Raw genomic sequence first — 26,812 nt, forward strand, 5'->3', positions numbered from 1 at the left:
GATCACGACCATGACGACGAGCAGCACCCGATACCTGCCCGACCCGACGATCACGGCCCAGGACCTGGGCGACCGCATCCTGCTCGCCCCACTCAACGGCGCCTACCTGGTGCTGGAGGGAAGCGCGGCCACCCTCTGGCGACTGCTCGACCAACCCCGTTCGGCAACGGAGTTGGCCGACGAATGCGCCCGCCGATACGCCGGAGTTCCCGACCGGATCCGCACCGACATCGCCGACACCTTGCAGGAGTGGACCGAGCGCGGCCTGCTGCGCCCCGACACCTCGAACCCGCCATCAGTCGAGACTCCGAGGGAGACGGCGTGAGTGAGGGGCAGCGCACCGAGGAACTCCTGCGCCTGCGCGTCTTCGGCAGCCCCGACCAGCTGGCCAGAGTCGAGCCGGCACTGAATGCCGCCTTCACCCAGTGGAGTTCGATCTGGCAACCACCCGCCGAGATCGATATCCGGTACTTCCACAGTCGCCCCGAACTGCACGGCCATGTCCTCCTACTCGGCCAGTCCGACCTCGGGCCGAACCAACCACCCATGCAAGTCGCAGGCTGCGCGGTCGATCCCGACGCCGCAGCCACCTCATGCGTCGGCGAACTGGTCGAACGCCATCTCGGCCGAGCATGGATCGATCCCGCCCCCAAGCACGCAACAGCCGCGAGCTTCGCGCCGGAGGATGCGTTTTCGGTCGCCGATTACCTTGGCACACCGGTCTTTCCGGATCGCTGGCCATATCCACGTTTCACCGCCGACCGACCCCTGACCTGGACGCAGGCCCGCTGTTACCCGGACGGTGACCCCATCTGGGTGCCCGAGTCACTGATCGGCCTCGGCGCGCCCGCCCCGGCGGAACGCCTCGGCGAGGTCACCACCGTCGGACTCGCGGCCGGGTCGAGCTACCGGCAGGCCGCCGTCCACGCCCTCTACGAACTGCTCGAGCGGGCAACCGTCATGGATTACTGGCAGACCCACCGCCCATTCGAACTGCTCACCGGCGCTGCGATAGTCGACCACACCGATTTCCTGGCCACCGACAAAATGCTGGGCTGGCACACGCAACTGCTGCAAGCTCGGTCCGCCGCAGGCACCGGCGTGGTGATCGCGCTGACCCGGCACACGGAAATCCCTGCCTTCGGAGTCGGATTGAGCGCTCATCCAGACCCTGCCGAACGCCTGCGGCACGCCCTCGCCGAAGCCCTCCAGGTCCGGCTCCTCGCCAGCCTCCAGCAGGGCCACACCACCGACACTCTGACCAGCTTCCAAGACCATCTCACCTACTACTGTCACCCCCGACGCTTCGCCGAACTCGACACCCTGGTCGGTCCGCCCACCGACGAAGTGATCGAGCAGCCCACCGAGGACGACGCCCAACTGGCCGGACGGCTCACCGACGCCGGATCCCGAGTGGTAGCAGTGGAACTCGCCGGCGGAACAGTCGACGGACCGGCAGTCGTTCGCGTACGGGCCACCCGACTCCCGCACATGGAAGTCCGGGAGAGCTGCGCCTGCCTGCCCGCACCGGCCCTGACCACGGCCGCAGCACCAGGCCCCTATCGACCCCACCCCTACCCGTGAACATCTGGCGTCCATACCTTCGAACGCTCCCGACCGACCGGGCCGGTAGCGTGCACGCGTGACCTCACCGATCTCGGCGACCCCCATCGTCGCGATAGCGAGCGGAAAAGGCGGTGTCGGTAAATCCAGCGTCGCATTGGCCTTGGCGCGAGCCCTCACCGAGGGTGGTGTCCGCGTCGGCCTGGTCGACGCCGACCTCTCCGGCCCCGACATTCCCCGGATGGTCGGCTTACGCCGCGATGTCCCGACCGCATCGCTGCGCGTCGCCGACTTCGGCCCCCACCGGACCGATCTCGAACCGATCGAGGTCGACGGTATCGAGATCGTCTCCGCCGGATTCATGATGGCGGGCACGCAAGCCTTCACCGCGGGCGAGGGCATCGCCGACATGCTGCTCGCCCGGCTGATCACCCGTACTCGCTGGAAGCGCCGCGAGATTCTGATCGTCGACCTGCCACCCGCAACCACCGGCGTCGGACACGCGCTGCGGATCGCCGGGCGCCTCGCCGTCATCCTTGTCGTCACACCCGCCGAGGTGTCGCACCTCGACAGCCATCGACTCACCACCGTGCTGAACCATTTGAAAGTGCCAGTGCTCGGCGGTGTCGAGAATATGGCGTACCTCAGCTGTCCCGACTGCACGCACCAGATCGAACTGCATCCGCCGACACCGGCCGATCGCACCATCTGGCACCGCGGCGTCAGCAAGCTCGCCAGTCTGCCCTACCGGCCGGGCAGCCTACCGACCATCGCGGACCTCGCACCGGTCACCACCGTCGTTCGCGACTACCTTGGTCGCGACGACTGATCGCCAGTCCCCGTTGGCATTTCAGCGCGGGCGGTAACCCTGCCATGATTCGGACGGCGTTCGTTCACCGGATAATGCCGGATCCCCGGCGGCGCCGAGACGTTCGCTGTCTCGGTGGGCGGCCGTGTTCGCAGCGGCTCAGCGCCCCGCAGCGGTGAGCTGGTAATCCGCTTCGAGCAACATCCACCCGCTCAGCTGTACCGAGAGGTCGCGGCTGAAATTCGCCGACGAAGCGGCGGACGAATGCATCAGCTGGGGAAAGACTCCCGAATGCTCGGGTACCGTGACCGGTCGGCCCCAGTCCACGCCGAACAGCGGTAGCCCGTCCACCTCGGCGCGGTGTTCCCAAGCCGCCCGCGCGGAAGCGTGCACGATCTTCGCGGCGGTGCTATCGCCCAGTGCCAGTGCGGCTTCCGCGAGAAATCTGGCGAGGATGCCCATGAACAACCCGGAGTCGTCCCCGCCGGCCGGGGCGATGACCCCGGCGTGGGTGAGCCCGCCCGCGGCGGCGGCCACGAGGGCAGCCGCGCGCTCGCGATGCTCCGATTCCCGAGTGCGCACTGCCAGTTCGGTTTCCAGCCCGATGGTCACACCCTGGTTGTAGGTGAGGACCGTGCGCTCTACTCGTCCGCCGGGCTCGTGGACGCCGTCGAGGATCAGGCCGGTGTCGGTGTCGAGCAGGCGGGTGTGCAGGAAGTCGGCCAGTTGCCGGGCCCGCGGCAGCTCACCCAACCGGGCCATCGCGAGACCGGTCGGACCGATCGCGGGAGTGTTGTAGTACTTGTCGCCGGACCGCCAGGGCACCGCACCGACATCCGGGTTCCAGCCATCGATCAACTCGGCGGTCAAGTCGCCGACCGCGTCGCCGAACCGGACGCCGAGCAATCGCTCCGCGCGTTCGAGCGCCAGCACCAGCCACGCCATATCGTCGTAGTACCGGTTGGTCCAGCCGGTGAGGTTGCGGGTCCGGATACCGCGGGCAAGAGCAGCCACTCGGGCGACGCGTTCGGGGGTGCGGGCGCGGTACGCGGCATCCACCGCGCAGTCGACCAGGTGGGCCTGCCACCAGTAACACCACTTCACGAACGACTCGTCCAGCAGCGACGACGGCCAGACGAGCGCGCCGAGCCGCACCTGTGGCTGGCCCCAGACCGTGCGCACGTGCCGCTGCACCAGCGCCTGTTCCGCCAGGTCCGCCCGCTGCGCGGGGTCCTCGGGCCCGGCGGACGCCGCCCGCGTGATCGTCACCGCCGCCGTCGGTTGCGCCATGGGGGTGAGCGCGATCGAGGCCCCTGCCGCCATCAGTACTCGGCGTCGGCTGATCCCCGTGTTCCGGCGATCCATTCGCGCGGACTCCCTCTTTTGAACAACGAGCAGTTTGAGCCGAAACCGTGCACTTAGATGCTATCTCGGAACTATCGGCACGGCGCGGCGTCGACCGCTCGCCGGTGGACTACCGGCGCAGCGTGGCGATGATCTGCCGGGCCTGGTCCTGGGCGCCGAGCTCGTTCGGGTGAATGGGGGCGGCCAAGTCGGTGGGGACGGGTCCTTCGAGCCATTTCGTGCCCGGCGCCTGGCACATGTCGTGGCCGATGCTGCTGGTGTAGGTGTCCACAAAGGTGGCGCCGTGGCTGGTTGCCTGCTCGCGGAGGACTTGGTTGAGCAGTTTGGTCTTCTCCCGCAGGAACGGCACGTCGCCGTCGGAGATCGGGACGATCGGCCAGCAGCCGTTGCCGGTTTCGGGCAGCTGCACCGGATAGCCGACCAGCAGCACCTGGGCCTTCGGCGAACGCCGGTGGACGCCGTCCAGCACCGCGCCGACTTTGGGGCCGACCGCGCGGACCTGCTCGGCCAGCGTGTCGACGCCGTTTCTGGTGTAGAAGTCCTTGCACGGGGAGCCGTGCGGCACCGACGCGCCCCGCACCGCACAATTGAAGACGGCCTCGAACGCAGGCACATCGTTCCCGCCGATGCCGACGGTGACCAGTGCGGTGTCCCGCTTCAGCGCCTCGAACTGCGGCGGATTGCCGGTGGGTGATTGGGTGTCGGTCATGGCCTTGGTGGTCGCGCCGATACAACTGACATCGGTGAAGGATCCGGGCTTGATCGCAGCGGCGACCAAGCGGGGATAGTTGCGATCGGCCCGGCCGCAGCGAGGCTCGACCACGGGGAGAAACGCGCCGGCGGTGTAGGAATCACCGAGCGCGACGTAGGACGGGTAGGTGGGCGGGGGCGCCGCCGAAACGACCGGCGCCGCAACGGTGCCCGCGACGAGGGTAGTCAGGATGGCCGTGAAAGTCGGTCGCTTGTACATCGAAATTCTCCTGTGCATTTCAGTGCGAAGTGTTGTCGGCCCGTGCGATCGGCCGGACTGGGACACTCATCCAATGGTGTCCCATGTCACACTAGGATCGATGACCTCTCGACCGCCAGAGTCCCCAATTCCCCAGTTGACCTCGGTCGATGCGGTACTGCGCGCCGCCGTGGAAATGTTCCTGCGAGACGGCTGGATCGACGCCAGGGCGCTGGCCGCCGCGGCCGGTATCGGCCGGTCCACGTTGTATCGGCGCTACGGCGACCGCACCCGCATACTCGGCGAAGTCATCTGGGTGATCGCTACCGCGGGATTCGAGGACATCCGGCGGGAGTGCGGTGGGCAAGGCGCGGCCGGAGTCGCCGAGATAGTCCGGCGCAGTCTGTATTTGGCCGCCGGCTACCCGGCGATGCGGACCTTCGTCGCGCAGCACACCGACACCGCATTAAAGGTCCTGACCTCACGCGACGGTGTCATCCAACGACGGTTCGTGGCCTCCATCGCGCAAGTCATCCGCGAGGAAGTCGGCGAGCCCGACGACATCGACGCCCACACCCTCGCCTACGCCATCGTGCGGATCGGCGAGTCGTTCTACTTCCGTGAACTGATCACCGGCGAACCCGACGACATCGATGCCGCGGCGGCGGTCATTCGGCGACTACTCGAATAAGTTCGGTAGTCGGTCGGTCAACGGATGCGTTGTGGCACTGCCGGATTCAGTATGCACACTGGGCGGACTCGAAGTCGGGAGTTCAGCAGCGATGAGTTTCGCCGAGGTCTCCGGTCTGTATGGGTACATCCGACAATCGAACTCTAGGAGAACCACATGGCCGCCACCTACACCTTCGACGTCTTCACCAGCCTCGACGGCTTCGGCTCTTGCAGCGGCGACGGCGACTGGGGCGGCTATTGGGGCAAGCAAGGTCCTGAGCTGCTCGAACATCGCCTTGCAGTGTATGGCGCGGAGCAGCGAATGGTGTTCGGCGCCAACACCTATCGGCAATTCGTGGAAATGCTGGCCACGAGTTCGGCGGACTCCGAGGTGTTCGACCCGTGGGTCACTCGGATGTGGAACCTGCCGACCACGGTGGTGTCACGCACGCTCGAAGGGCCGCTCGGCCGGCCGGACGCGACGGTGGTCAGTGGTGATGCGGTCGACGTGGTCGCCCGGCTCAAGGAGGAATCCACGGTGCCGTTGCGCTCACACGGCAGTTTGTCGATGAACCGGGCGCTGATGGCCGCCGGCCTGGTCGACCGCGTGCACGTGACGGTCTTTCCGGTGATCACCGGTCGGACGGGAACGGACCCGATTTTCCAGGGTGCGGCCGACTTCGATCTCGAGTTGCTCGAGACTCGAACGCTCGATGGGCGCACTCAAGAGCTTATCTACCGGCCCACGTTGCATATCTGATTCGATGATCCCATGCGGGCAATGACCGATGGCGCGAAAGTGGCTGCTGCTGTTGATCTCTCCATGTTGGTGGCTGAGCTGAGGAAGTCGCTGTGCGCGGGGCAGCGCCATCAGGCGGCGACGCCATTGCGATGACCGGAACTGTCATCGCGCCGGTACGACGGTCGCGCCTGCTGCTGGCTGTGCTGCTGCTGGCGATGCTCGTGGCACCGATGGCGCAGACTGCCGTCATGCCGATGTTGCCCGCTCTGGCGGGCGAATTCGGCGTATCCGCCTCTGCGGTCAGTTGGGTGATGACGGCGAATCTGCTGGCGGCGGCGGTGGGGACACCGTTGTTCGGCAGGTTGGGCGATCTGCGCGGCTTGTACGGATCATTCATCGCCATCAGCAGCCTCGCGCAGACGCCGAGGGAATCCGGTATCACCACAACGGCATTGGGTGCGGGCCTGATGCTGCTGCCGAGCGCCGCGGGGAACCTGCTCGCGGGCATGACCGGTGGCGTACTGCTCAACAGGTTCGGATCTCGTCCGATACCGGTGCTCGGCGGCATACTCAGCGCGGCCGGAGTGGCTCTCCTCGTCATCGAAACCCCGACGGTGAGCTGATCGGACGCCAGTGGTCAGGTCAGGAGTCTTACGCGTACCAGCAGCATGATCGGGCACTCCGGCAGCGTGCTGCCCTCCACCCACAATCGGGTGCATTCAGTGTGCTTGACCGGGGTGCTGTAACCGGTGTGCTCGAGTGCGATGACGATTCCGCCGATGGTCAGTGCGAGCGCCGCCGCCGCACCGATCAGCGGCCGCAACAGCTCGAGTGGTCGCTGCGAGGTGAGTTCGGTGCACCGCGCTCGCGTCAGTTGCCATCGCTGCCATAAGCGCCGCATCGGCGATAGTCCACTTTTGTCCATCCCACAGTCCTGCCCTCGCCTGTGGGATGAATCGCGATGGGGAACAACATGTTACGTAGCGGCACGCCGGGGTTGGCGACGGCTCGATTCGATGCCGGCAACGGTTCGGCATACGGTACGGCGAGTGATCAGCGGTTCACCGGCTGCGGCAGCTCGGTGAGCGTCGTGTTGCTGCGGCGGATCAACGGAGCCAGCGTGCGCTGGACAATGAAGTACTCGGCAACAAGCACGTTGCCGAGGAGTGACGCCCACGTGCTGGCGGTGTAGATATCTCGGTACTCGAGCGACGGAATGATCTTCGCCAACTGCGTACCGGTCAGCAGGTAGAGACGTAGCGTCACGGCGGCGAAGGTGAGTGCGTAGTTGCGGATCATCCAGATCCGGTGCAACTGCACCTCTCTACGTCGGATCGTGCGATAGGCCTGTGCGGCCGAGTACAACCACGCGACCACCAGCAGGTAAAAGGCGACCTGCAACGGGAAGCCGCTCGGCGTCACTGCCGCGGCGTACGACGCTGCGGCCGCGGCGGCCACGACCGACATCAGATACACCCGGCCTGCCATTCGGTGCCACTGTGGAAATCGAGTTCGCAACTGCGGCAAGAACTGCCACGGTCCGATGAGCAATGCCAAACCGGCCGGGGCCGCATGCACCACCAAGCTCACGTAATACCCCGGGATGGTTCTGTCGATCGGCACGGTCGAACCACCGGTCAGGTACGGCGTTACGAAGAAGACCGCGATATAGATCGCCAGCACGGCCAGCAAGCTCCACAGGAACCACCACCAGCGCCGGCGGACAGTCTGTGACACGACTGCGGACATAGGTGAATCTCCAATACTCCGAGAGAAATGCAGTAGTCCGCCGGTGTCAGTTGCCCTGCGCTGCAATAGAAACCGTCTGCCACTCGTTCCATGTGGCAAGCCGGGACTCGTATTCCTCGGTCACGATCCGCAGCGCTCCGTCTCCCAGCAGCAGGCGCAGCGGCGGCTTCTCGGCGTCGACCAGGGCAAGGATGGCATCGCGGGTCGCGCTGGGGATGCCGAAGCGCTGCGCCGCGTAATCGGGGTCGGCGCGAACTGGGTCGTACGCCGGATTCTCGGTAGCGAATGTCGCCAACGTGAATCCGGTGTCGTAGGTGGCGGGTTCGAGCAGGGTGACGTGAATGCCGAAGCCGGCGACCTCGGCGGCCAAGGACTGCGACAACCCCTCCAACGCCCACTTCGACGCGTTGTATGCTCCGACATTCGGCGATGCCACAATCCCCCAGAGGCTGGAAACCTGGATGATGTGGCCGCTGCCCTGCGCCCGCAGCATCGGCAGCGCTGCCTGGGTAACCCACAGCGAGCCAAGGAGATTGGTCTCCAACTCCGCCCGGATCTGGTGCTCGGTGAGCTCTTCGACCATGCCGAACTGCATGAACCCGGCATTGTTCAGGACTACGTCGAGCCGCCCGAAATACCGCGCGACCTGGTCGACCGCGGCGAAATCAGCGGCCCGGTCGGTCACTTCCAACGACAACGGCAGGAACGTTTCCGGGAATGCGGCGGCCAGATCGGCCAATGCGGCGATGTCGCGAGCGGTGCCGGCCACCCGATCGCCCCGTTCCAGCGCGGCACAGGCCCACTCCCGCCCCAGTCCTCTCGACACCCCGGTAATCAACCACACCTTGCTCACGTGACCTGCCTCTATTCGTCCGACTCAGTTGGATAACGCCCGTAAGGCTACGCCTGTAAGTCGAATCGAGGCAAGAGCTAACACCTGTAAGTTTTTCGATGCAATGTGACAGCGCTGTCTACGCTGCTCGGCTGATTTCTCGCGAATCGCGAGAGCCGTCAGTCATCCGTCGCCGACGCCCCGGTGACGGCGGTCGCCCGTCCCGGCGGAAATATCCTGCTGAGGATTCGCTTGTCCCCCTGGAGATTTCCCACGGCGAGGGCCTGGTCGATCGTGAGCCCGCCTGCCGCGAGCCCGACGACGACCTCCGGCGCGGCGGTGAAGACCGTATCCGGCTGCTGGCCGGGCGAGGCGGTCGCGCTGGGCCCGTCCTCGTCGATGCGCAGGACCATGCGGAATCCGTCCGTGTCGATGCCCAGCTCCACCGGCGGAGTCGCAGTGATTCCGCGCAGCAGGGCGGGCAGGGCGAGTGCCAGCCAGCGCGGCTGGAACGAATCGTCGTTGCGCCCTGTCATCAGCAGTGGCGCGCCCCATCTGCCGAGCGCCTCCATGGGCTCTCGGAGGCTCGCACCCCACGGCGTCAAGGCGTAGAGAACTCCCGAGTCGCCGAGTTGCCGCTGCACGATGCCGTTCGACTCCAGCGTCCGTAGCCGCTCTGCCAGGAGGTTGGTCGCGATCCCCGCGAGTGAGTTCTTCAGCTCCGTGTAGCGCATCGGGCCGGGGAGCAACTCGCGCACGATCAGCAAGGTCCAGCGCTCGCCCACGATGTCGAGGGCGCGCGCGAGGGCGCAGAACTGCCCGTAGGAACGGGCACTCTTGGCTTCGTGCTTGACTTCATCCATCACGGTTGATTATATCAACTGCAAGGAGGGACCTCGCGCAGAGGAGATCCGCATCAGCTGACCGGCCATCGTGGTGTCTGGCTGAAATCGGTACCGGGGACACCTGATTCGAAGAACTTTCCTCTGAGAAAGAGCACCTTGTGATGACACGCGCGGTGGAAAATTCGTCTGTTCTGTCGCCCAGGCGCGGCAAGTTGGTTCTGGCGCTGCTGTGTTCGATCGGTTTCCTGGATTTCATGGATGCGGTGATCGTGAATGTGGCGTTGCCGTCGATGCAGCATCAGCTCGGCTTCTCCGAGCAGGGCTTGCAGTGGGTCGCCACTGGTTATCTGCTGACCTACGGCGGTTTCATGTTGTTGGGTGGGCGCGCGGCGGATTTGGTCGGGCGTCGGCGGGTGCTCGTCGCCGGTGTGGTGGTGTTTGCCCTGGCGTCCCTGGTCGGCGGGTTCGCTACCACCGCCGAACAGCTGGTCGGTGCTCGTATTGTGCAGGGCGCGGGTGCTGCGTTGATGATGCCTGCGGCGTTGTCGCTGGTGACGACCTCGTTCAAGGAGGGTTCGGATCGACATCGGGCTCTGGGGGTCTGGGGTGGCATGATCGGGGCGGCTTCGGCGAGCGGGGTATTGCTCGGTGGGGTGCTGACCGAGTATTTCGGTTGGCGTTCGGTGCTTTTGATCAACCCGATCATCTGTGTATTGCTGCTGGTCGCGATCTATGGGTTGTTGCCTGATGATCGGCGCAGTGCCTCGCGGGCGAGTTTCGATTTGCCGGGTGCGGTTCTGGGGACCGGGGGCATGCTGTTGCTGGTGTACGCCATCGTTGAGGCGCCGCATGCGGGGTGGGACTCGTTGAGCACGATCTCTCTGTTCGCGGGTGCGGTGCTGTTGTTGGTGGCGTTCGTGGTGAACGAGCATCGCAGCCGGAATCCGTTGATGCCGTTGTCGATTTTCCGGGTTCGTGGGCTCGCGGCGGCTGATGCGACGCAGTTGATCGCGATCGCGGGGTTCATGTCGATGTTCTTTTTCCTTAGCCTCTATATGCAGAACGTGCTCGGGTATTCGGCGCTGCGGACCGGGATCGTGTATCTGCCGGTCACGATGGGTATCGGGGTCGGCGCGCTGGTCGCGACGAAGTTGATTCCGTTGGTGGGGACGCGGCCGTTGATCGTGGGTGGGTCGGTGGTCGCCTCGATCGGTGTGTTCTTGTTGTCGGGTTTGCCGGTCGACGGTGACTACATGACCGATCTGCTGCCCGGCATGATGGTGATGTCGGTGGGTCTCGGCTTCGTCATGGTGTCGGTCACCAACGCGGCCAATGCTGGAGTGCCGGCGGACAAGTCGGGGTTGGCGGCGTCGTTGTTGAACAGTTCCCAGCAACTCGGTGGCGCGTTCGGTCTGGCGGTGCTGACCACGGTGGCGACCTCGTATACCGCCGATCTACTGGCTACCGGTACGCCGCCGCCGGAGGCGCTGGCCTCGGGGTTCAGTCGTGCTTTGCTGGCCAGCGGCATCGCCATCCTCGTCGCGGCGGTGATCGGCCTGCGTACCTACAACACTCGCAGCAACGACGCACCCATGTGACCATGCTCGTCGGAGGTCGGCCGCACCGAAATGCGGTTAGCCGGGCGGAAGCCGAACGCTATGGTTGTCCGCGCGAAAGCTGTTGATTTCTACCCTCATCGCATTACTCCCTTGCGAATTACGCACTGCGCGAACCGAACCGAACCGCTGCGGTGGCGGAAGCGAGATCGCGCCGCGCCGGGCCGACTTCCGTCGAGCGGCCGGGCATTCCGTCCATCGGCAGTTTTCGCCGTGCGACCCAACAGTCGAGTGGGGGCTTCGGCACTGTCGAAGACGCTCGGCCGCAAGTAAAATGGCTGCCATATACGGCGCGCGCAAGGAGGGGCTATGTCACCCGATCCGCGAAATCAGCAGCACGGGTGGCGCCGAGCCGCCCGAGTCGTCCGAGCCGCCATCGTTCTCGCGGCGCTCAGCACCCTCGCCGCACCCCAGGCCGTCGCGCAGCCATACCCGATCTACGGGGCGATCCGAGTCGAATACGACGAGGCCGGCGGTTTCGTCTTCTTCGGCAACGCGATCAACCCGGAGTCCGATGCCGCACGCGGCGGTCGTTGGCAAGCGTTCGAGAAGGACAGCTCGATCTATTGGCATCCGCTGGTTTCCGGCGGTCACGCCAATCAGATCGGCGGTGCGATTCGCGCCAAATGGGGCGAACTCGGCTGGGAGAACGGCGCGTTGCGCTATCCCACCAGCAGAGAGCTGCCAACTCGTAAACCCGGTCGTTTCGGCCACTTCGAGGGCGGCACGATCCACTGGTCCCGAGCGACCGGCGCGCACAACACCTGGGGAGCGATCCGCGACAAGTGGGCCACCCTGTCCTGGGAGGACGGCAGACTCGGCTTCCCGGTCATCGACGAGTTCCGCGCCAAGAACAACGGCGCCGGACAGCATTTCGAGGGCGGCTCCATCTACTGGTCCATCGACACCGGCGCCCGCGTGGTAGCCGGGCCGATCAGAGACATCTGGGCGAGCCAGAACTGGGAGAACGGCCGCTACGGCTACCCGATCAGCGACGAATACGACTACAACGACGGCCGCGCCCAGGACTTCCAGGGTGGGCGTATCGAGTGGCGTCCCCGTTGATCGAGTCGGAGCGTTGGCCGCGGACCGCCGCATCGTCACTGCGCGCCAAGGGTTTTCGCCGGGACTGACCCGACACGTGGGTTGCCGTGCTTCGAGCGCAGCTAAGCACCGTCGTCGCCATCGCGCAGGGAATGGATCATCCTCCGCAGGATCCGGAACGCGGCGGCCTGCTCGGACTCGGTCAGCCCGGCCAGCATTCTGAGCTCGACGGACCGGACGGCTGCACTCGCCTTCTCGAGCTTCCGTCGGCCGCGGGGCGTGAGCCGCGTGGGAAGCACCTTCCCGACGGGTGCCTGTGCGGGCCTGGTCACGTGGCCTTCGCGTTCCAGGGCCTGGAGCAGCACATTCATCGACTGCCGCGTCACGAACGCGCCCCGCGCGAGCTCGGAGTTCGACAGGCCCGGTCGTTGCGCCAGCAGCTCGAGGCAGGAGTAGTGCGTCACGCTCATCCCGAGCGGCCGCAGCGCCTCCTCCATGGCTGCGCGCAGCGCGCTCGACGCCTCTTTCATCAGATAGCCCAGTGATTTGTTCAGGTCGACGCCGTCTTGACTCATGTCAGTATTCTGACATACATTGATCCGTGTCAGAAGACTGACACGAAAAGAAGGAGTAACACCATGCCCGCCACCGGCCCCGACTTCATCTCGCTACAAGCGCGCGACCTCGACACTTCACAGGCGTTCTACGAGCAGTACCTCGGCCTCGTCCGCTCGCAGGCCGGACCGCCGCACGCCGTCGTCTTCGAGACGAAGCCGATCGCCTTCGCGCTCCGCGAGGTCATTCCCGGCACTGACCTCGAGTCCGTTGCCCGGCCCGGTATCGGTGCCGCGATCTGGCTGCACGCCACCGACGTCCAAGACATTCACGATGCTCTCGTCGCCGACGGCCACCCCATCGTCTCCGCGCCGATAGACGGCCCCTTCGGCCGGACATTCACCTTCGCCGACCCCGACGGCTACCAGATCACGCTGCACGATCGCGCCTGACGGGTCGAAGGCCGAGCTATTTATGCATCGTGTGCATATGTCTGCGCGTCGAGGGTAGGCGGTACTAGCAGCTACTTCGACGAATGGAGGCTCTGATGAACGTCGATGAGAAAGTTTCCGCAGACCGCGGTCCGGCGCTCAGAATTCCGCGTAGCCGGGGAGCCCTCGGCGGGCTCGCGGTCTTACTCCTGGGCGTCTGGGGTGCGCTGATCCCGTTCCTCGGACCGTACTTCGATTTCGCGTTCACGCCGGATGATGCCTGGGTGTGGACCTCGGCGCGTGGCTGGCTCGAGGTGCTTCCCGGCATCACCGCGATCGTAGGCGGTTTGCTGATGCTGGCGAGTCGCAACCGTCTCGTCGCCGGCTTCGGTGGTTGGCTGGCCGCGGCGGCGGGCCTGTGGTTCATCATCGGACCGTTCTTGACGGACCTGCTGAACATCGGCGCACTCGGCGATCCGGTCGCGACCTCCGACCTGAAACGCGCTGTCCTGCAACTGACCTTCTTCTACGGCCTCGGCGCGCTGATCCTGTTCTTCGCCGCGACCTCGCTGGGCCGGCTGTCCGTACGCAGCGCACGCGATATCGCCTTTGCGCGACGCGAGGTCGATGCCAAGACCGCGGCTCGAACGGACACCCGGGGCGCCATAGTCGAGCGGCCGGAACCGGTGGACACGACCGAACGACCCGCGTTCGGCACCCAGCCGCAACTGCACAAGCCGGGACTGGGTGGCGGGCACGCTTGACCCGCGGTTCTGCCGCAACCAATCACCGAAAGCCGAAATCCCTTGTAGGCCAGGGATTTCGGCTTTCGGCATTTCGCACCATCATGGCACGGGGGCCCGGGCGACCAAAACCTTCACTAGCTACAGCCAAATAGCTACGGTTGCGGAGCTACGGATCCGTAGCTAAAGTCTGCGGTATGCCCGAGACCGAAGAGCAACCCGGACGCCGCCGTTCCCTCGCCGATGTCCTGAATGCTTGCCGGACAGCGGTGATCGCCGAAGTAGCCGAGACAGGACTGGGGCGGCTCTCGATCGAAGGGATCTCCCGCCGAGCGGGGGTGGCGAAGACCTCGATCTACCGGCATTGGCCCTCGATCGAGGAGCTCCTGCTCGACGCACTCGACCACGCCCATCCCGTCGAGACGGTCGACCTCGACGGCGGTGGCTTGCGCGTGGATCTGCTGCGCTCGCTCGAACAGCTGGTCGGCTGGCTCGCCGGACCCAACGCCTCCGCCGTCGCGGCGATCCTCGCCGAGCGGCAGCGGCGGCCCGAACTCGTCGAAGCCCTCTACACCCGAGTATTCGACACCCACGGCAACCGATTCACCCGCACCGTCATCGAGCACTACGCCGAACGCGGTGACATCGACGCACGGCTGGTCACCCCGGTCGTCGTCGACATCGGCGAAGCCCTCGTGATCAAACACCAGATCGACACCGGGAACCTGCCCGATGCGCACACTCTTGCCGCGATTGTCGACCAGGCGATCCTGCCTGCCCTCGGCCTCGCGCGCACGCCAGAAGAAGGAAGCCCTGAATGACCACCATCAATCCCGTGGCACCGCCCGCCACGGTGCAGGTGAATTGGGAAGAGACGATCGGTACGTCCCGGACGACCCTCACCACCCACCTGTGGACGGCGCCACCGCTGCGCCGCGAATCCCCGATCCACGACAAAGCCTTCGACGCCCTGCGCGAGCTGCGAGTCGATTTCGCGCGCTTCTTGCCGTGGTTCAGCCACCCGCGGGTCGCGGTTGCCGAGCTCGCCCCACCGACCGCCACCGAAACGTCGTGGAACTTCGAGCTGCTAGACCCCTTCGTGGAAGACTTCGTCGCGGCCTCGGAGGGCAGGCCGATCGTGGCGAATTTCGCCACGATCCCCACCTGGATGTTCGTCACACCGGAGCCCGTGGCAATTGCCGAGGATCCCGACGAAATCCACTGGCACTACGAGCAGGGCTCCGAGCTGCGCGACCCCACGTGTGCTGAAGTCGCCGATTACTTCTACCGGCTCGCCAGCTGGTACATCGCAGGTGGTTTCACCGACGAGCTGGGCCGACGGCGCGAGTCGGGCCACCGCTACCGCTTCGCCTACTGGGAGGTGCTCTGCGAACCCGATATCGGCCACCGGCTCTCGCCGGAGACCTACACCAAGCTCTACGACGCCGTCGTCACGCGCCTGGCCCCGCTGGACCCGGACATGAAATTCATCGGACTCTCCCTCAGCCACGTCCACCACCAGCCCGAATACTTCTGGCATTTCCTCGATTCCGCCAACCACGCCGACGGCGTCCGGATCGACGCGTTCTCCTATCACTTCTATGCTCAACCCGAGATCGCCAATCCCTTTGGGCCAGAAGGAAACGCGCCCAGTGCGCACTGGCGCGACATCTTCTTCGCCCAAGCCGACGCCTTCCTCGACCAGGTCCGCTTCATCGACTCCATCCGCCGGCGCCTAGCGCCCGATACCGCGACATTCATCAACGAATTGGGCACCTACCCGGCCGACGTGATGAATCCGGCACCCGAAATCCCCGACACGTACTGGGCGTTGAGCGCCTCGGTCCAGTCGTACCTGTGGTGCAAGCTCGTCGAACTCGGTATCGACCTGGTCGGCATCGCCGAGTTCATGGACTATCCCGGCATGATCCCCGGCGTCAGCCTCCTCGACTGGGAAACCGGCGCCCCGAACGCCCGCTACCACGCGCTGGCACTGCTACTACGGCACTTCGCTGAAGGAGATGCGCTGGCAGCCACCACAACTGGCGTGTTCCCGGACCCCCGCATTCACGCCCAAGCATTCGTCACCGCCACCGGCCGCCGCAAACTCCTCCTGGTCAACAAGACCGACGAACCGGTCACCGTGGCCGTCCCCGAGGTACGCGGGGGAGCCGACTTCGAACAGGTCGGTGCCGACGGGCATCGAACGACCTTGGCGGACAACACCGCAGTACTCGAGGCCTATGCGACCTCTGTCGTTTCCTACTGAACCCATAACGCACTACTGCGTGGGTAGTCGCACCGTGACGCAGAGACCGCCGGCCTGGCGAGGAGTGAGGGTGAGGGTTCCACCATGTGCTCTGGTGATGCTTTTGACGATTGCCAGGCCGAGGCCGACTCCCGCATGGTCGGTGCGGATGCGTTGGGTGCCGCGCTGAAACGGCTCGACCAGCGTGGAAACCGCGTGGGGAGTGAGCTTTTCGCCGGTGTTCTCGACAGTGAGCACCGCGGACTCGGGGTGAGTACTGGTGGTGACCCACACGATGCCCTGCTCGGGCAGATTGTGGACGATCGCGTTGTGCACCAGGTTCGTCGTCAGCTGCAACAGGAGGGCGGGGGAGCCGAAGGCGCTGGCCATATCGCCGGAGGTCTCCAGGATGACGCCGTGCTTTTCCGCGAGGGGAAGCAGTGTTTCGGTCGCTTCTTCCGCGAGGAGGGATAGATCGACCTCTTCGCGGGCGAAGGACCGCTGATCGGCGCGACTGAGCACCAGCAATGCTTCGGTGAGGTTGATCGCTCGGGTGTTGACCGCGTGCAGCAGGGCCAGCAGCTCGCCGGTGTCGCGATTCGGATCATTGCGGGCTACGTCGAGCAGGGTTTGGATGATCGCGAGCGGGGTGCGCAGTTCATGCGAGGCATTGGCGGCGAATCGCTGTTGTTCGGCGACGTGCGCTTCGAGCCGCGCGAGCATGGTGTCGAAGACGTCGGCGAGTTCGCGGAACTCGTCTCGGCGGCCCGGCAGCCGGATCCGGTGGGAGAGTGTGCCATCCGCGGCCGTGCGGGTGGCCTCGGTGATGCGGGTCAGCGGGGCGAGCATGCGGCCGGCGAGCAGCCACCCGCCCAGGAGGCCGAAGATCAGCAGGAAGGCCAGCACCAAGGCCATGAACGGAGCGAAGGCGCGCAGCAGGACGGAGCGGTTGATCCAGAAGTTGCCGGTGGTGTCGAGCCAGCCGTCGGGCATGAAGTAGAGGTAGAAGACCAACCCGGCCGCGAGCACCAAGGTGCCTGCGAGCATGAGGAACCCGGCGTAGCTGAGGGTGAGCTTGAGCTGGACGCTCAAACCCGGTGCTCTATCCACGGACACCCGCTGCATGCCCGATGTCCGGCTGGACGTCGATGCGGTATCCGACGCCGGCCACGGTGGCGATGATCCAGGGTTCGCCGAGGCGTTTGCGCAGCGCCGAGACCGTGATGCGCACGGCGTTGGTGAACGGGTCCGCGTTCTCGTCCCACGCCCGTTCCAGCAGCTCCTCGGCGCTGACGACCCCGCCCTCGGCAGCGACGAGGACTTCGAGCACCGCGAATTGTTTCCTGGTCAGCGCGACGTAGCGGCCGTCGCGGAAAACCTCCCGGCGGAACGGATCCAACCGCAGGCCCGCGAGCTCCCGCACGGGTGGTCGGTTGTGGGCGCGCCTGCGGTCGAGTGCTCTGAGCCGGAGTACGAGTTCGCGCAGGTCGAAGGGTTTGGTGAGGTAGTCGTCGGCGCCGAGCGCGAAACCGGTCGCCTTGTCGTCGAGCCGGTCGGCCGCGGTGAGCATCAGGATCGGCATGCCGCTGCCGGAGCCGACGATGCGTTCGGCGATCTCGTCGCCGGAGGGGCCGGGGATGTCGCGGTCGAGGACGGCGATGTCGTAGGCGTTGATGTTCAGCAGCTCCAGCGCGGTGTCGCCGTCACCGGCGATGTCCGCGGCGATCGCCTCGAGCCGCAGGCCATCGCGGATGGCCGATGCCAGCAGGGGTTCGTCCTCGACGATCAATACGCGCATTAGGTTCTCGATTCTCCCAGTCGGGCAATATCGCCGGCGTATCGAAAATCCCATACGGGCCGGCAACACCACGCTGTCTTGACTGACGGCATGAACAACCACAAACCAGCACGCACGGCATCTCGCCGGCTCCGCGCGACCATCCTCGCGGGTCTCGTCGTCGTCACCGCGGCGCCCGTCGGTGTCCTCGTCTACCAGTCGTTGAACTCGCTGTCGACCTCCGCCGCATGGTCTTTCGATCTGCCGTTCGGTGACCGCCACGGTCCGCCCGGTGCGGCGCGCCCGCATTTACCGTGGCTGAACGGCGAGACCGAGCCAGGGGGCACCGTCGCGGAGGGCGCTGTCCCGAGTGGCCTGACGGTATTCGACGACGAGATTCCGTCCGTGGCCAACCTCGACCCCGACTTGCTCGCCGCGCTGCGCAGCGCCGCCACGGATGCCGCGGACGACGGGATCGAGTTCGTCGTCAACAGCGGCTGGCGTTCGCCGGAATACCAGGAACGCCTACTGCGCGAGGCGGTCGCGAAGTACGGCTCGGAAAAGGAAGCCGCCCGCTGGGTGGCCGCTCCCGAGACGTCCGCGCACGTGTCGGGGGAGGCGGTCGACATCGGGCCCACTGCGGCCGCGGCGTGGTTGTCCAGGCACGGCGCCGAGTACGGGCTGTGTCAGATCTACAACAACGAACCCTGGCATTACGAACTGCGCCCCGAAGCATCCGTGCGCGGCTGTCCGGTCCGGTACGCCGATCCCACCCAGGACCCGAGGATGCATCAGTGAGCAGCACCGTCGACACCGACACCGACACCGACACCGCCTCGGGCGCGGCCGGCTGGTCTCCGTGGACGCGGATGGCGTTCCGATTCTGTGTCGGCTATTTCGGCCTGTACTGCCTGCTCCTCGCGATGGTTCCGTTCGCGCTGCTCGGGCCCCTGAGTCGCTCGCTGCACGGATTCATCGGGCCGTGGGGGGTGACCGCGCTGCTGAACCCCGTCACCCGTTGGGTGGGCACCACGGTCTTCGGAGTCGACGCGATGCTGCGCCAGGACTCCGGAGCCGGCGACCAGACGGCCGTTTGGGTGCAGGTCTTCTGTGTCCTGGTCGTTGCGGTGGCGGCCACCGCGGTGTGGACGGTCCTCGACCGTCGTTCCTGCTACCCGCACCTGCTGGCTTGGTTCACCCTTTTCCTCCGGGTCTGTCTGGGCGTGCAGATGGTGGGGTTCGGGTTCGCCAAGTTGATCCCCACGCAGATGCCCGCGCCCACGCTGGCACAGCTGTTGCTGCCGTACGGCGATCTGAGCCCGGCCTCGGTGCTGTGGTTACAGGTCGGCAGCTCCTATCCGTATGAAATGGCGCTCGGCGCAGTGGAAGTCGTGGCCGGGCTGCTGCTGTTCGTGCCCCGGACCGCGGTGCTGGGCGCCGTGACGAGTCTGGTGAGCACGGCGCAGATCCTCCTGCTGAACATGACGTTCGATATACCGGAGAAGCTGCTCGCCGGGCACCTGCTGCTGATCAGCCTGGTTCTGCTGGCCCCGTACCTGCGGCGACTGGTCGACGTGTTGGTGCTGCAGCGCAGGTGCGAGCCGCTGACGCAGCCCGTACTGTTCGCCGACGATCGGAAGAACCGCATCGCTGCGTGGATTCAGGTGGCCCTAGGGATCTGGATCGCGCTGGGTAGCGGCTACGACCGATGGGTGGTGTGGCAGGAACAATACGGCGCCGCCAGCCCCAAGTCCGAGCTGTACGGAATTTGGAACGTGCAGGAATTCGCCCTCGACGGGCAGCCGGTTCCGCCGCTGACCACCGACGAAAAGCGTTGGCAGCGTCTTGTTTTCGACGACCCGGAGCAAGCCACTTACCAACGGATGAACGGTGAACTGGTGCCGGCGTACGCCGACTTCCGCCGGAACGGACAGCTGGAACTCGCCACGATCGACGGAAAGGCCGGTCCACAGCCACCATTCGCGACGCTGACCAGCGAGCGACCCGCCCCGGACCGGCTGTTGTTGCGCGGGAGGCTGCATGACCAGACGGTGGTGATCACCTTGGAACGCATGGACCTGAACAGCTTCACCTTGCGCAGCCGCGAATTCCACTGGGTGCAGGACTACCCGTACTTCCGCTAGCCGAGTACGAAGCACGCAGTCTTCAGCGAAGACGCCCCAGCCAGGGTATGAACCGTCCGGTGCGCGCTGCGTAGGCGGCGTAGTCCTTGCCGAGGACCCGCAGCAGATACGGTTCCTCGACCAGGCGAACCTGAACCTGCAGGCTTCCCAAGATGATTACCAGTGCAGCCAAGGCCACAGGATTGGGCGTCAGGAGTGCCAGGCCGACAAAGGTGGTCACAACACCGGTAAGCGCCGGATTGCGTACCCAGCGAAACGGGCCGTCGGTGACCAGCGTCGTCTGCGCGTGCGGATTCACGTCGGCACGCCACGCGGTGCCCATCGCGGATTGGGCCGCCGCGGTGAGGCTCGTGCCCAGGACCACGAGTCCCGCGCCTGCGCCACCGACCGCGGTCCGATCGAGCGCCGAAAACGGTTGCAGCCCAAGTAGGTCTGCGATCGGTGCGGCGACCAACGTCAGAAACCCGACGATGCCGGCGACCTTCGCCCACCATTGCGTGGTACCCGGTGGGTCACGGAACTGGATCTCGGCCCCGCTGGCCCGGCGGATCTGCACCGCGCCGCGTAGCCAGACGACCATCGCCAGCCAGACACCGATCAGGACCAAACTCGTTACAGCCATCCGAAATTCCCCCATCGAGATCGTGCGGGCGCGGTCTCGGCGCAGTGCTGGAAAGCCACCGCCGCATCGGCTATGTGGGCAACCGTTGGGCTGCAACGACATCGATCGGACACGTTCATCCCCCTGTTCTTCGGCTGGCCGCTGAGCGATCCAGCGTAAGTACAATATCCTGACCGCTACCGGCACGGGGTGGCGTCGGCCACGATGCGGTACTCGATGCCGCTCGGCCGCATTCGGACATTGGTGATCCGAGTCGGGTCACCGGTCGGCGTTTCCCGGTCGCCGATCAGGAAGCGGCCCGCGGATTGCCCGATGATCCAGATCGGTTGCTCGCGACCGTTGTCGATGAGGCAGGCGGCGTACCGGGTGCCGCCCGCTGTGACGGATTGCTGCTGCACTATCAGCTCCGCCGGTCTGCCCGCTTCGACCATGGCGCTCAACATTCCGACGGTCGCGCACATGAGTAGCAACAGCGCGAAGGCCGATCGCCATACCGGGGTGATCCGTGGCGAGAACAGCCAGTAGATCGCGATCAACGCCCCCGACCCGAGCGCGGCCATGATGAACCCGCGCGCGTTGACAATGACATCGTGCCAACCGATTTCGAAGGCGAACGCCGGATAGCCGAGCGGTTGGTAGAAGAAATAAGACGGCAAGCGCACCATGGCCCCGCCGACTCCCGCCAGCAGCACCGAGGCGGCCGTCCGCCGGACGATGAGTCGAGAGCCCGAACGTTGACGTGGCCGCACGGCATCGATCACCAGAATCCAGGCCAGCAGTAACCCGACGGTCAGCAGTGTCGCGGCGATCAACCGCGAGTTGAACCAGATCGTCTGCACCGAAAGGAAAAGCAGCGCTCCCGCGCCCGCCATCGCGATCATCCGCAGCACGAGAGTGCCTGCCGTCCAGCACATTCGGATGGCATGATGGCGTTCCGCGCCGATCAAACGCGCCACATCGGTTCGGTTGGCGTTCGCCCAGCGCTCCGCTTGCCAACGCGAATAGCCCTGGGGCAGTGCGGCATCCGCTCGATGCACAGCTACCCTGGTGAACAGGTTCAATGCGCCGAGAACGAGCAGCAGCACAGTCGAGATGCCGATGAGACCCAAGGCCGGCTCCGGGCCGGTCGGCCGGTCGGGGAACCGGTCGGCTACGGCCACCCCGGCGGCCACACCGAGACCGCCGCTGGCGGCGAGTAGCCCGAATCGAACCCAGATAAAGCGTGCCGAGTCATCGGCGATGACGCGAATAGCCAGCTGTCGGAACCATAGTGGTGTTGCACGCCGGAATATCCGAGCGATGAATCTGGCGCTCTTTTCCAGACAGTCGTACCAGAAAGCCGGTATCCGAATCAGTCGCGCCAGCAGGGTGCTCGGCGGACGAGCAGGTGGCGGCTGTTGCTGCTGGACGAGAGGAATTGGGGCAACCGAGATCTCGGCGAGTGCGTCGACCCGCTTGCCATCGTGCTCGAGCGGTGCGGGCCGATGGGTGAAACGTAGGCCCGCATAACGGATGCGCTCCAGCGAGGCCTTGTCGATGGCGGCCCGGGAATGCGTATCGACGATATGCGTGTGGACGTGGCGCACCACTTCCTCGATCGTGCTGCTGGACAACGAACCTCGAATATCCCGTACGTAGGTGTCGCTGTCCGCATGCGCCACCGCCGACCAGCCGCCCGCGACGAGCGCATCGCGCGCCCGCCGGCGGTCGTCGGCGGAACCGGAAATATCGACTCGGCATCGGACCCGCGCCAGGAATACCCCGATCAGGTACTGACCGCGATAGGACGAAAAATTCCGAATCGCATTGACGCCCAACACTTGCCCCTATTGCTCGCTCAATTCGACGAGTTGACCGCAGGATACCGCTGCCGGGTCGCGCCTCCGGTGCTGGTTGGATGCCCAATCCGTACCGGTCGCACTACGATTCGAACGGCCCCGCCGATAAAAGCGAGATCCCGACCGGTCGGAACGTGAAAAATCGACTTGATTATCCATCCGAGATTACGTCGCATGGGTTTTCGGGCATCGGGTATCCGCCGGGCATATCCCCACCCTAGAAAGGTGTTTTCAATGGCTAACCGGCTTACTCGCTTCGCGTTATCCATGGTTGTCGCCGGGGCGGCAGCTGTTGCGGCGACCGGGCAGGCGGCGGCAGCGCCCGCCAGCGTGTCGATCAACGGCAACATGCAAGTGCTGGGCATGAATGTCCTGCATATCGAGGCGCAGGGGCAGGGGGACGGACCCGCGACCGGAACCTACATGGCCGTTGGTCAACTCGGGAATATGCCGCTGCCGGTGAAGGTCACCGGCCCGGTCACGTGCCTGACAGTCGTCGGCAATACCGTGTCACTGGTCTATCCGATCAGCACGGCCCAACCCGTGATGGTGTTCGCGCCCGACGCGATGGCCATCCAGATCACCGTCACCAAAGGTCAAGGCGGTCAGCCGAACATGATTGGTTACGGCCTGCCGATGCCGACGAACATGCTCCGAACCTGCAACCCGGGTCCCGCCCCGATGGTCTTCGACGGCACGATCGATATCCGCTAACCCGAATTGCTCTGCACCTGACCGTGTCTCGACGCGACAGTGGCGCGCGTCGGGATACGGTCCTTCGCGATATCCGGGCGCCGTCAGCGGAATGCGTTGCGGTAGGCGCGCGGCGCGGTGCCGACTTCGCGGGTGAAGTGGCGGCGCAAGGTCACCGCGGTGCCGAAACCGGCGGCCTCGGCGACCTGGTCGATGGGCAACTCGGTGGTTTCCAGTAATTGCCGGGCCCGGTCGAGGCGGGCGTGCAGCAGCCAGTGCTGGGCGGTGGTGCCGAGTTGGTCGTGGAAGTGTCTTTGCAAGCTGCGCAACGACATTCCGGCCGCGCGCGCGATCTCGCTTTGTGTCAGCGGGCGTTCGAGATTGTGCTCGATCCACGCCAGCACCGGTTGCAGCGCCGACCGATCGGTGGGCGGCGGGGTGCGCGGGATGAACTGGGCTTGGCCGCCGGCGCGCTGCAAAGGCATCACCAGGTATCGGGCGGCGTCGGCGGCGATCTCGGCACCGTAGTCGTTGCGAACCATGTGCAGGCACATATCCATTACCGCGGCCGACCCGGCGGAGGTGAGCACCGACCCGTTGTCGACGAACAGCACCGTGGGGTCGACCTCGATATCCGGATAGCGTTCGGCGAGCTCGGTGCAGGCCAGCCAGTGGGTCGTCGCCCGCTGCCCGGCCAGCAACCCGGTGGCGGCCAGCGTGAATGCGCCGGTGCACAACGAGGCGATCCGCGCGCCGCGCTGGGCGGCTCGACGCACGCGATCGAGCACCCACTGTTCGGTGTCGTACGGCGGTTGCCCGCCCGGAATCAGCACCGTATCCGCTTCGTGGAGTGCGGCAGACGGCCATGACGGGCGCAGACCGAAACCCAGCTGGCCGCGAGCCATGGCCGTCGTCTCGCCGTCTCCGCAGACGCGGACTTCGTAGAGCTTGGTGCCGTCGGCCCGTCGAGCTACCGCGAAAACCTGGAGGGCGAGCACCAGGTCGAACACCTCCACGCGATCCGGCAGCGTGGCCGCCACGACATGCATCTCGCCATCGTATGGCCAGGTATCCGCAGCGACAGCAAACGCGCCGCGCCATTGGCACGAACTGATCGGATAGTGGCGCTCGCTGATCTGGAAACGCGATCATGGTCGGCCGACCATGGATCAGGCAAATGTTCAGCAAATCCGCGATGACCGCTCCTGACCGCTAGTCGAAGGAGAATTCCATGCGTAAAACGATCCTCGTTTCGGCCGCTTTCGCCACCGTGATCAGCGGATACACCCTGGTGTCGGCCAGCGCCGCAAGTGCGGCAGACCGAGCAGCATCCTGCGCCGAAATAGTAAAGATCTCCACAAAGTTCAACAGCGATATCGATGCCCTGAACGGCGACGATCCGCAATACACCGCCAAACTGAAAACGGTCTACAAGGGCACGAGCGCCTCCTTCACCGACGTGGCGGCCAAATCTGACGACGGCGAACTGAAGCGCACCATCAACACAGCCGCCGACCAGATGAACCGGCTCAGTTCGGAATCCGACGAGGTTTTCCTCAAAACCCCGCAGGACAAGAACTCCGAATTCATGCAGGCCCTCGTCAAGCTCGACAACGCCTGCCCGACCGCCTGACCACCGCGCAAGCGTCAGGGTTCGGCCGACGGCACCGGTACGCCGGAGCGGGAATGCGGCGGCTGTTGATACTTCGGGAAACCGTCGGCAAACATTCGGTCGCTTCGTTATGCTCGATTCCGCTGTGACCTGTCTCGCTCCCTAGTGGAAGGCGATCGGAATCATGAGCAATAACGCTATGAGTGATGCCGCTTCGAGCAGGATCCGTATGCGATTCGACCTGCTGGATGCGAACGGGAACGGCGTGCTGGAGGAGGAAGATTTCCAGCTGCTGGCCGAACGTATCATCACCGGTCTCGGTGAACCGCCCACCTCGGCGAAGGCGCGGGCACTGGTGGCTTCGCATCAAGGGTATTGGCAAGGTTTGTCGGCCCACGCCGATACCAACGGCGATGGCGTGGTGAGCATCGAGGAGTACTTCGCCGCGGTCACCGATCCGTCCGTGAACACGGCGTACCTTCGTCCGTATGCGGAGGCGGTCGTCGCGATGTGCGACCGCAATGACGACGGCATGATCGACCGTGCCGAGTACACCGATTACATGCGGCTGGTCGGGTTCGACGCAGACAGAGCCGCCGCGATGTTCGCGAAGCTCGACACCGCGGGGCTCGGCGAAATCCCCGCGACGGAGTGGGTCGAGGTGATCTGCAGGTACTACACCAGCTCCGCACAGGACTCGGTGGCCGACCTGCTTACCCACGCTTGAACACCCCGGTCGCTGTAGCCACCGCGACCACGACGGGGCCGTTCGACGTACACGGCTTCGGCGCGATCGTGTTCGCGGTGGGCAATGCGTTCCAGTCCGCACATTTCTTCGCCAGTGCCTTCGGGATGTCGCCGGTGGCGTATCGAGGGCCGGAGACGGGGTGTCTGGACGAGTGCTCGTATGTACTGCGTTCCGGCACAGCTTGTTTCGTGGTTACCGGCGCGGCCCGAGCGGGCACGGAACTGGGTGAGTTCGTTCATCGGCATGGCGACGGGGTGGTCGACGTCGGTCTGGAGGTGTCCGATGTCGGCGCCGCCTACGACCACGCGCTGGCCCAGGGCGCGCGCGGGCTGGCCGAGCCGCACCAGATCGGCGATGCGGATGGGACTGCGATGCTCGCGTCGATCGCGGCATACGGGCAGGTCCGGCATACCTTCGTCGACCGGTCCCGCTATCGAGGCGTGCATCTCCCTGGCTACGCGGCGGCGACATTCGCGATGTCCGGTGCTGCGGTCCCTTATTTTCATGCGGTCGATCACTGTGTGGCCGCCGTGGAGGCAGGCCGTATGGACGAATGGGTGGACTTCTACCAGCGGGTCCTCGGCTTCGCCACCATGGCGGAGTTCGTCGACGGGGAGATCTCCACGAAATATTCGGCGCTGCGCTCCCGAGTCGTCGCCGACCCGCGGCGGCAGGTGAAATTCCCGGTGGTCGAACCGGCGGAATCCGCCCGCAACAGTCAGGTCGATGAGTTCCTTCAGTTCTACGGTTGCCCCGGAGTGCAACACGTCGCGCTGGCCACCGACGACATCCTGGCGGCCATCGACGGCATGCGCGCGGGCGGTGTGGAGTTCCTGCCGACACCGGACACCTACTACGACGACCCGGAACTGCTCGACCGCTTGGGCCCCATCACCACGCCGGTCACCGAACTCGCCCGGTGCGGCGCGTTGGTGGACCGCGACGAACACGGCCACCTCCTGCAGATCCTTACCCGCCCGCCACAGGACCGGCCGACCGGGTTCTTCGAACTCATCGAGCGGCACGGCTCGCAGGGTTTCGGCGTCGGCAATTTCGCCGCGCTGTTCCAGGCGATCGAACGCGAACAGGACCGCCGCGGAAATCTGTGAACCCGGCGTCAGGGCTCGACGAGCGGGATCACCTCGGGCTGGAATCCCGGAGCGGTCGGCTCACGAACGTCTCGTGCATCGGTAGCTATCGCGTAGCGAGTCGAATC

30 protein-coding genes are annotated in these 26,812 nt (G+C 65.5%); 18 read left to right on the forward strand and 12 right to left on the reverse strand.

Annotated elements, in window-relative coordinates; genetic code table 11:
- Positions 1 to 10 precede the first annotated feature (10 nt).
- The 3 genes from NN4_RS02420 to NN4_RS02430 are packed head-to-tail and all read left to right on the forward strand — an operon-like array spanning position 11 to position 2,392.
- Positions 11 to 325, forward strand: coding sequence for a PqqD family protein (locus tag NN4_RS02420; RefSeq protein WP_147128285.1), 315 nt, complete (start codon positions 11 to 13; stop codon positions 323 to 325).
- Complete coding sequence (locus NN4_RS02425; RefSeq protein WP_186818224.1) at positions 322 to 1,584, forward strand: YcaO-like family protein; 1,263 nt, start codon at positions 322 to 324, stop codon at positions 1,582 to 1,584. The genes NN4_RS02420 and NN4_RS02425 overlap by 4 nt, the downstream gene beginning before the upstream one ends.
- 58 nt (positions 1,585 to 1,642) lie before the next feature.
- Positions 1,643 to 2,392 carry a P-loop NTPase gene (locus NN4_RS02430; RefSeq protein ID WP_147128287.1) on the forward strand — a complete coding sequence of 250 codons (750 nt, stop codon included), beginning with the start codon at positions 1,643 to 1,645 and terminating at the stop codon, positions 2,390 to 2,392.
- Positions 2,393 to 2,530: 138 nt separating this feature from the next.
- Here NN4_RS02430 and NN4_RS02435 read toward each other — a convergent pair whose 3' ends face one another.
- Together NN4_RS02435 and NN4_RS02440 are read right to left on the reverse strand one after the other, a co-directional pair.
- Positions 2,531 to 3,736 (reverse strand): glycoside hydrolase family 76 protein, encoded by a 1,206-nt coding sequence (locus NN4_RS02435; RefSeq protein WP_147128288.1) that lies wholly within the window; start codon positions 3,734 to 3,736, stop codon positions 2,531 to 2,533.
- A 109-nt stretch (positions 3,737 to 3,845) separates the two neighbouring features.
- The gene (locus NN4_RS02440) at positions 3,846 to 4,706 is read right to left on the reverse strand and encodes an SGNH/GDSL hydrolase family protein (protein ID WP_147128289.1); all 861 of its coding nucleotides are present in this window, start codon (positions 4,704 to 4,706) and stop codon (positions 3,846 to 3,848) included.
- A gap of 100 nt (positions 4,707 to 4,806) precedes the next feature.
- On the opposite strand from NN4_RS02440, the gene NN4_RS02445 reads away from it, so the two are divergent.
- From NN4_RS02445 to NN4_RS02455, 3 genes are all read left to right on the forward strand, one after another.
- Positions 4,807 to 5,376, forward strand: coding sequence for a QsdR family transcriptional regulator (locus tag NN4_RS02445; protein ID WP_246180669.1), 570 nt, complete (start codon positions 4,807 to 4,809; stop codon positions 5,374 to 5,376).
- Between the two features lie 156 nt (positions 5,377 to 5,532).
- On the forward strand, positions 5,533 to 6,117 hold the full coding sequence (locus NN4_RS02450; RefSeq protein ID WP_147128290.1) for a dihydrofolate reductase family protein: 585 nt from the start codon (positions 5,533 to 5,535) through the stop codon (positions 6,115 to 6,117).
- 131 nt (positions 6,118 to 6,248) lie between these two features.
- Positions 6,249 to 6,722, forward strand: coding sequence for an MFS transporter (locus NN4_RS02455; protein ID WP_147128291.1), 474 nt, complete (start codon positions 6,249 to 6,251; stop codon positions 6,720 to 6,722).
- A 14-nt stretch (positions 6,723 to 6,736) separates the two neighbouring features.
- Here the strand turns inward: NN4_RS02455 and NN4_RS02460 are convergent, their stop codons facing one another.
- The 4 genes from NN4_RS02460 to NN4_RS02475 all read right to left on the reverse strand — a co-directional run bounded on the left by NN4_RS02460 (position 6,737) and on the right by NN4_RS02475 (position 9,543).
- Positions 6,737 to 7,000 (reverse strand): hypothetical protein, encoded by a 264-nt coding sequence (locus NN4_RS02460; RefSeq protein ID WP_147128292.1) that lies wholly within the window; start codon positions 6,998 to 7,000, stop codon positions 6,737 to 6,739.
- 152 nt (positions 7,001 to 7,152) lie between these two features.
- The gene (locus tag NN4_RS02465) at positions 7,153 to 7,836 is read right to left on the reverse strand and encodes a DUF2306 domain-containing protein (protein ID WP_222594949.1); all 684 of its coding nucleotides are present in this window, start codon (positions 7,834 to 7,836) and stop codon (positions 7,153 to 7,155) included.
- A gap of 58 nt (positions 7,837 to 7,894) precedes the next feature.
- Positions 7,895 to 8,701: an SDR family NAD(P)-dependent oxidoreductase gene (locus NN4_RS02470; RefSeq protein WP_147128294.1), complete on the reverse strand. Its 807-nt coding sequence runs from the start codon at positions 8,699 to 8,701 to the stop codon at positions 7,895 to 7,897.
- Positions 8,702 to 8,859: 158 nt separating this feature from the next.
- A complete protein-coding gene (locus NN4_RS02475) occupies positions 8,860 to 9,543 on the reverse strand; it encodes a winged helix-turn-helix transcriptional regulator (protein WP_147128295.1) in 684 nt (227 codons plus the stop codon).
- 143 nt (positions 9,544 to 9,686) lie between these two features.
- On the opposite strand from NN4_RS02475, the gene NN4_RS02480 reads away from it, so the two are divergent.
- Together NN4_RS02480 and NN4_RS02485 are read left to right on the forward strand one after the other, a co-directional pair.
- Positions 9,687 to 11,123 carry an MFS transporter gene (locus NN4_RS02480; protein ID WP_147128296.1) on the forward strand — a complete coding sequence of 479 codons (1,437 nt, stop codon included), beginning with the start codon at positions 9,687 to 9,689 and terminating at the stop codon, positions 11,121 to 11,123.
- A gap of 327 nt (positions 11,124 to 11,450) precedes the next feature.
- Positions 11,451 to 12,206, forward strand: coding sequence for an LGFP repeat-containing protein (locus NN4_RS02485; protein WP_147128297.1), 756 nt, complete (start codon positions 11,451 to 11,453; stop codon positions 12,204 to 12,206).
- Between the two features lie 101 nt (positions 12,207 to 12,307).
- On the opposite strand, the gene NN4_RS02490 is transcribed toward NN4_RS02485, so the two are convergent.
- The gene (locus NN4_RS02490; protein ID WP_147128298.1) at positions 12,308 to 12,760 is read right to left on the reverse strand and encodes a MarR family winged helix-turn-helix transcriptional regulator; all 453 of its coding nucleotides are present in this window, start codon (positions 12,758 to 12,760) and stop codon (positions 12,308 to 12,310) included.
- 63 nt (positions 12,761 to 12,823) lie between these two features.
- Between NN4_RS02490 and NN4_RS02495 the strand changes: the two genes are divergently transcribed.
- The 4 genes from NN4_RS02495 to NN4_RS02510 all read left to right on the forward strand — a co-directional run bounded on the left by NN4_RS02495 (position 12,824) and on the right by NN4_RS02510 (position 16,183).
- A complete protein-coding gene (locus tag NN4_RS02495; RefSeq protein WP_147128299.1) occupies positions 12,824 to 13,192 on the forward strand; it encodes a VOC family protein in 369 nt (122 codons plus the stop codon).
- A 95-nt stretch (positions 13,193 to 13,287) separates the two neighbouring features.
- Positions 13,288 to 13,935 carry a hypothetical protein gene (locus NN4_RS02500; RefSeq protein ID WP_246180670.1) on the forward strand — a complete coding sequence of 216 codons (648 nt, stop codon included), beginning with the start codon at positions 13,288 to 13,290 and terminating at the stop codon, positions 13,933 to 13,935.
- 176 nt (positions 13,936 to 14,111) lie between these two features.
- Positions 14,112 to 14,735, forward strand: a complete 624-nt coding sequence (locus NN4_RS02505) for a TetR/AcrR family transcriptional regulator (RefSeq protein ID WP_147128301.1) — start codon at positions 14,112 to 14,114, stop codon at positions 14,733 to 14,735.
- Entirely contained in the window at positions 14,732 to 16,183 is a 1,452-nt protein-coding gene (locus NN4_RS02510; protein ID WP_147128302.1) for a hypothetical protein, read from the forward strand. Before NN4_RS02505 ends, NN4_RS02510 begins: the two co-directional genes overlap by 4 nt.
- Before the next feature lie 12 nt (positions 16,184 to 16,195).
- Here NN4_RS02510 and NN4_RS02515 read toward each other — a convergent pair whose 3' ends face one another.
- Both NN4_RS02515 and NN4_RS02520 read right to left on the reverse strand, forming a co-directional pair.
- Positions 16,196 to 17,254, reverse strand: coding sequence for a sensor histidine kinase (locus NN4_RS02515; protein ID WP_147128303.1), 1,059 nt, complete (start codon positions 17,252 to 17,254; stop codon positions 16,196 to 16,198).
- A 10-nt stretch (positions 17,255 to 17,264) separates the two neighbouring features.
- Positions 17,265 to 17,960, reverse strand: coding sequence for a response regulator transcription factor (locus NN4_RS02520; protein WP_147128304.1), 696 nt, complete (start codon positions 17,958 to 17,960; stop codon positions 17,265 to 17,267).
- A gap of 90 nt (positions 17,961 to 18,050) precedes the next feature.
- Here NN4_RS02520 and NN4_RS02525 point away from each other — a divergent pair, with 90 nt between their 5' ends.
- Together NN4_RS02525 and NN4_RS02530 are read left to right on the forward strand one after the other, a co-directional pair.
- Positions 18,051 to 18,737: a M15 family metallopeptidase gene (locus NN4_RS02525; RefSeq protein ID WP_147128305.1), complete on the forward strand. Its 687-nt coding sequence runs from the start codon at positions 18,051 to 18,053 to the stop codon at positions 18,735 to 18,737.
- A 71-nt stretch (positions 18,738 to 18,808) separates the two neighbouring features.
- A complete protein-coding gene (locus NN4_RS02530; RefSeq protein WP_147128550.1) occupies positions 18,809 to 20,083 on the forward strand; it encodes a DoxX family protein in 1,275 nt (424 codons plus the stop codon).
- 22 nt (positions 20,084 to 20,105) lie between these two features.
- Here the strand turns inward: NN4_RS02530 and NN4_RS02535 are convergent, their stop codons facing one another.
- Entirely contained in the window at positions 20,106 to 20,705 is a 600-nt protein-coding gene (locus tag NN4_RS02535) for a methyltransferase family protein (RefSeq protein WP_186818226.1), read from the reverse strand.
- 176 nt (positions 20,706 to 20,881) lie between these two features.
- Positions 20,882 to 22,522, reverse strand: coding sequence for a hypothetical protein (locus tag NN4_RS02540; protein ID WP_147128306.1), 1,641 nt, complete (start codon positions 22,520 to 22,522; stop codon positions 20,882 to 20,884).
- Between the two features lie 288 nt (positions 22,523 to 22,810).
- Here NN4_RS02540 and NN4_RS02545 point away from each other — a divergent pair, with 288 nt between their 5' ends.
- Positions 22,811 to 23,257, forward strand: coding sequence for a hypothetical protein (locus NN4_RS02545; protein WP_246180671.1), 447 nt, complete (start codon positions 22,811 to 22,813; stop codon positions 23,255 to 23,257).
- An 83-nt stretch (positions 23,258 to 23,340) separates the two neighbouring features.
- Here NN4_RS02545 and NN4_RS02550 read toward each other — a convergent pair whose 3' ends face one another.
- The gene (locus NN4_RS02550) at positions 23,341 to 24,285 is read right to left on the reverse strand and encodes a GlxA family transcriptional regulator (RefSeq protein ID WP_147128307.1); all 945 of its coding nucleotides are present in this window, start codon (positions 24,283 to 24,285) and stop codon (positions 23,341 to 23,343) included.
- A gap of 182 nt (positions 24,286 to 24,467) precedes the next feature.
- Here NN4_RS02550 and NN4_RS02555 point away from each other — a divergent pair, with 182 nt between their 5' ends.
- From NN4_RS02555 to hppD, 3 genes are all read left to right on the forward strand, one after another.
- Positions 24,468 to 24,869 carry a DUF8711 family protein gene (locus tag NN4_RS02555; RefSeq protein WP_147128308.1) on the forward strand — a complete coding sequence of 134 codons (402 nt, stop codon included), beginning with the start codon at positions 24,468 to 24,470 and terminating at the stop codon, positions 24,867 to 24,869.
- Positions 24,870 to 25,077: 208 nt separating this feature from the next.
- Complete coding sequence (locus NN4_RS02560; RefSeq protein WP_222594950.1) at positions 25,078 to 25,575, forward strand: EF-hand domain-containing protein; 498 nt, start codon at positions 25,078 to 25,080, stop codon at positions 25,573 to 25,575.
- Positions 25,572 to 26,705 (forward strand): 4-hydroxyphenylpyruvate dioxygenase, encoded by a 1,134-nt coding sequence (hppD, locus tag NN4_RS02565; protein WP_147128310.1) that lies wholly within the window; start codon positions 25,572 to 25,574, stop codon positions 26,703 to 26,705. Before NN4_RS02560 ends, hppD begins: the two co-directional genes overlap by 4 nt.
- Positions 26,706 to 26,812 lie beyond the last annotated feature (107 nt).

Source organism: Nocardia ninae NBRC 108245 (assembly GCF_007990755.1).
GTDB classification, from domain to species: Bacteria; Actinomycetota; Actinomycetes; order Mycobacteriales; family Mycobacteriaceae; genus Nocardia; species Nocardia ninae.